This is a genomic window from Aquiluna sp., assembly GCF_965064355.1.
On the sequence record NZ_CBCHRQ010000089.1, the window covers coordinates 1 to 4,159 of the forward strand.

Sequence of the window (4,159 nt, forward strand, 5' to 3'; positions counted from 1 at the left end):
ACACTTGATCTCAGAGTTTGCAACGTTGTTCATCACATATCCGGCGTGGGTGCAAACTGCACTAAAGCCTCGGAATTCGCCAGCCCTTGGCTGGGTGATCAAAATTGGAGTTCCATCAACATCAAATTTCTTACCCGAGCCAATTGGGATATCGGTGATCTTTGCTACTGCAACCGGACCAGAAGCTGTTGGGGCCGAAGGTTCCGCAGTGTTTCCTAGGTCTGTGACCTCTGGAGTGCAGGCGGTCAGAGCTGCAACTGCTGACACTCCAACTGCCGAGGCGATCACTCCGCGGCGGCTAATCACTAGGGGCGACCTTTCAAGATGGCCTGCTTTACTTCAGCAATTGCCTTGGTTACCTGGATGCCACGAGGACATGCCTCGGTGCAGTTAAAAGTAGTTCGGCAACGCCAGACACCTTCTTTATCGTTCAAGATATCCAGTCTTACCTCGGCACCCTCATCGCGAGAGTCAAAGATGAAGCGGTGAGCGTTAACAATCGCAGCTGGTCCGAAGTACTGTCCGTCGGTCCAGAACACCGGGCAGCTGGTGGTACACGCTGCACACAAAATGCATTTGGTGGTGTCATCAAATCGTGCGCGGTCCTCAGGAGACTGCAGGCGCTCTTTTTCTGGCTTGTCGTTTGCGATCAAGAAAGGGTTTATGTCGCGGTAGGCCTTGTAGAAAGGCTCCATGTTAACAACCAAGTCCTTCTCAACGGCAAGGCCCTTGATTGGCTCAACGTAGATCGGCTGGGTGATGTCAAGGTCCTTAATAAGGGTCTTGCAGGCAAGGCGGTTTCTTCCGTTGATGCGCATAGCATCCGAGCCACAAACACCGTGGGCGCAGGAGCGGCGGAAAGTAAGCGATCCATCGATTTCCCACTTGATTTTGTGCAGGGCATCAAGCACACGGTCGGTTCCGTAAACGGTGACCTCGTAGTCAACCCACTTCACTTCTTCGCTTACCTCTGGGTCGTAACGACGAACCATCAGCGTGACTGTGAAGCTAGGAACTTCGGCAATTACCTTTACGTCATCAACCATTAGTACTTACGCTCCATCGCTGGGTAGTTGGTCACGGTGACTGGCTTCCAGTCAACCCGGATGTCTTCGCCGGGCTTTTCCGGGGTCTTGTCTAGCTTGTAGGCCATGGAGTGGACCATAAATTCTTCGTCGTTTCTTGTCTCGTAGTCCTCGCGGAAGTGTCCACCACGGGACTCTCTTCTCTCGCGTGCGGTCATAACCAAAACCTCAGATAGGTCAAACAAGAAGCCAAGTTCGATTGCCTCTAGCAGGTCGGTGTTGAATCGCTTGCCGCGGTCCTGAACCTGAATGTTCTGGTAGCGAACCCGAAGTTCGGCAATCTTCTCGAGGGCTTCGTTTAGTGACTCCTCGGTGCGATACACCTGAGCGTTTTTGTCCATGGTGTCCTGAAGTTCCTTGCGCAAAACGGCAACCTTTTCGGTTCCGGTTGCATTTCTAGCAATGGCAAGAAGCTTCTCAACTTCACTGATGGCGTTTTCAGGAACCGGAACAAAGTCAGCTTCGCGAGCATACTCAACTGCGTACCTTCCGGCTCTTTTACCAAATACGTTGATATCCAGTAGCGAGTTGGTTCCTAAGCGGTTGGCTCCGTGCACCGAAACACAAGCGCACTCACCAGCAGCAAACAGTCCGCGAACTACGGTGTCGTTGTCTGAGAGAACTTCAGTTTTTACGTTTGTGGGTATTCCACCCATTGCGTAGTGAGCGGTTGGGAAAACCGGAACCGGTTCGGTGTAAGGCTCAACACCGAGGTAGGTTCTGGCAAATTCCGTAATGTCTGGAAGCTTTGCGTCGATAACCTCAGGAGGTAAGTGCGTTAGATCAAGAAGAACGTAGTCCTTATTTGGTCCGGCTCCTCTTCCTTCCCGAACCTCGTTCGCCATTGCACGGGCCACCATGTCACGCGGTGCTAAGTCTTTAATGGTTGGCGCGTAGCGCTCCATGAATCTTTCACCCAATGCGTTTCGAAGAATTCCTCCCTCACCTCGGGCGGCTTCTGAAAGCAAGATGCCAAGACCTGCAAGACCGGTTGGGTGGAACTGGTAGAACTCCATGTCTTCCAGTGGAAGACCCTTGCGCCAGATAATGCCAACACCGTCTCCGGTTAGGGTGTGGGCGTTTGAGGTGGTCTTGTAAATCTTTCCAAAACCACCGGTTGCAAAAACAATCGACTTGCCCTGGAACACGTGTAGGTCGCCGGTAGCTAGCTCAAATGCAACAACTGCCGATGGGCGCTTCTCGCCGTTGTAGTCAGCCATCACCAGGTCGAGCACATAGAACTCGTTGAAGAATTCAATTCCTAGCTTTACGCAGGTTTGGTAAAGGGTCTGCAAAATCATGTGACCGGTGCGGTCTGCTGCGTAGCAAGAGCGCCTAACCGGAGCCTTACCGTGGTCTCTGGTGTGACCTCCGAAACGGCGCTGGTCAATCTTGCCATCCGGGGTTCTGTTAAAGGGAAGTCCCATATTCTCTAGATCAATAACCGCCTCGACAGATTCTTTAGCAAGAATCTCAGCGGCGTCCTGGTCCACCAGGTAGTCGCCACCCTTCACGGTGTCAAAGGTGTGCCATTCCCAGCTATCTTCCTCAACGTTGGCAAGAGCTGCTGCCATTCCACCCTGGGCTGCACCGGTGTGTGAGCGGGTAGGGAAAAGCTTTGAGATAACCGCTGTCTTTAGGTGAGGCCCAGCTTCGATCGCGGCGCGCATGCCGGCGCCACCGGCGCCGACAATTACTACGTCGTGCTGGTGGTGGTGCGTTTTAGTTCCGTGTTCGTTCAAAGACAATTACTAATCCTTACTGAACTGCTGGACAAAATGATGGAAGAAGCTCCGCGGCGGCGCCGGCTGGGCATGGGTCAAAGGTGAAGATTACTAAGGTGCCCAACAAAATTAGTGCTGAGCAAACTCCCCAGAGCGAGAAAACAAGTGTCTTTCTCACACCTTCTTTTTCGGTGTAGTCGTTTACAACTGTTCTCATTCCGTTGGTGCCGTGAATCAGTGCCAGCCAAAGCATCGCAAGATCCCACCACTGCCAAAACGGTGCCGCCCACTTACCCGCAACGAATGCGAAGTCAATGGCCTTGATGCCGCCGTCTGGAACAACCAGGTTCGAGATCAGGTGAACAAAAATCAGAACAATAAGGAAAGGTCCGGAAATGCGCATGAAGACCCAGCCATACTTTTCCAAGTTGGCCTGGCTCCTGGTCCTAGGAGAGTTCGGTGTCTCAATAACTATTGACATGTTCTTGCTCTCCTAACTAAAGACGTTAATTATGTGCCCGGGGGCAAAGCCGACAAAAAGCGCAACTGTGACTGCCATAACAACCCAGAACATCTGGTTCTGGTACTTGGCACCCTTGCTCCAGAAATCAATAAGTGTGATTCGAAGTCCGTTTAGGCCGTGGTACAAAACCGCTGCGACCAACCCAAGCTCAGCAAGGCCGATAATCGGGGTTTTGTAGGAGGCTATAACCACGTCGTAGGCAGCTGGGCTCACTCGGACCAGCGCGGTGTCGAGCACGTGCACCAGAAGGAAAAAGAACATGGCGACACCGGTAATTCGGTGCAAAACCCAGGACCACATACCGACTTTTCCGCGGTACAGGGTGCCTGATGACAGTAGTGACACGAAACCCCTCCTCGGGTTTGAACTAGCTTTTGTAAAAGTCTAACCCCGAAACTATTGGCCCTTCTTCCAAGCCACAGAAGGGTGGGCTAGTGTTTTGATTGTTATGGCCAATCCCAGAAAACCCATGGACCGCTTCCACGCGGTCATCCCCGCCGGCGGAATAGGCAGTCGGCTCTGGCCGCTGTCTAGGGCATCGGCACCGAAGTTTTTGCATGACCTAACTGGCTCTGGCCAAACCTTGCTTCAGGACACCTGGGATCGAGTATCTCCTCTTACCAATGCGCACCGAACCATGATCGTTACCGGGGTAGCCCACGAAGAAGCCGTTATGGCCCAGCTTCCAAAGCTTTCAAAGAACAACCTCGTTCTCGAGGCAAGCCCGAAGGACTCCACGGCAGCGATTGCGCTCGCCGCAGCCATCTTGGCAAGGCGGGAACCAGATGTAATCATCGGCTCTTTTGCTGCCGATCACGTCATCCAAG

6 protein-coding genes are annotated in these 4,159 nt (G+C 52.8%); 1 reads left to right on the top strand and 5 read right to left on the bottom strand.

All coding sequences use genetic code 11. The features are described from left to right. The 5 genes from AC128V_RS06675 to sdhC all read right to left on the bottom strand — a co-directional run. On the bottom strand, window positions 1-306 hold a 306-nt coding region (locus AC128V_RS06675), incomplete at its 3' end, for a Rieske (2Fe-2S) protein (RefSeq protein ID WP_482763894.1). After that, on the bottom strand, window positions 306-1,046 hold the full coding sequence (locus AC128V_RS06680; RefSeq protein ID WP_482763895.1) for a succinate dehydrogenase iron-sulfur subunit: 741 nt from the start codon (window positions 1,044-1,046) through the stop codon (window positions 306-308). The genes AC128V_RS06675 and AC128V_RS06680, both read right to left, overlap by 1 nt. Continuing rightward, window positions 1,046-2,833 (bottom strand): succinate dehydrogenase flavoprotein subunit, encoded by a 1,788-nt coding sequence (gene sdhA, locus AC128V_RS06685; RefSeq protein ID WP_482763896.1) that lies wholly within the window; start codon window positions 2,831-2,833, stop codon window positions 1,046-1,048. The genes AC128V_RS06680 and sdhA overlap by 1 nt, the downstream gene beginning before the upstream one ends. Before the next feature lie 10 nt (window positions 2,834-2,843). Continuing rightward, window positions 2,844-3,290 (bottom strand): succinate dehydrogenase hydrophobic membrane anchor subunit, encoded by a 447-nt coding sequence (locus AC128V_RS06690; RefSeq protein ID WP_482763897.1) that lies wholly within the window; start codon window positions 3,288-3,290, stop codon window positions 2,844-2,846. A gap of 12 nt (window positions 3,291-3,302) precedes the next feature. Next, the gene (sdhC, locus tag AC128V_RS06695) at window positions 3,303-3,632 is read right to left on the bottom strand and encodes a succinate dehydrogenase, cytochrome b556 subunit (protein ID WP_482763899.1); all 330 of its coding nucleotides are present in this window, start codon (window positions 3,630-3,632) and stop codon (window positions 3,303-3,305) included. Window positions 3,633-3,801: 169 nt separating this feature from the next. Here sdhC and AC128V_RS06700 point away from each other — a divergent pair. After that, the coding region (locus AC128V_RS06700; protein ID WP_482763898.1) for a sugar phosphate nucleotidyltransferase at window positions 3,802-4,159 on the top strand (358 nt) is incomplete at its 3' end.

Bases quoted from the DNA above. Each gene is read 5' to 3' on its own strand.
- AC128V_RS06680 (WP_482763895.1), bottom strand. From the start codon at position 1,046: ATGGTTGATGACGTAAAGGTAATTGCCGAAGTTCCTAGCTTCACAGTC.
- AC128V_RS06690 (WP_482763897.1), bottom strand. From the start codon at position 3,290: ATGTCAATAGTTATTGAGACACCGAACTCTCCTAGGACCAGGAGCCAG.
- sdhC (WP_482763899.1), bottom strand. From the start codon at position 3,632: ATGTGGTCCTGGGTTTTGCACCGAATTACCGGTGTCGCCATGTTCTTT.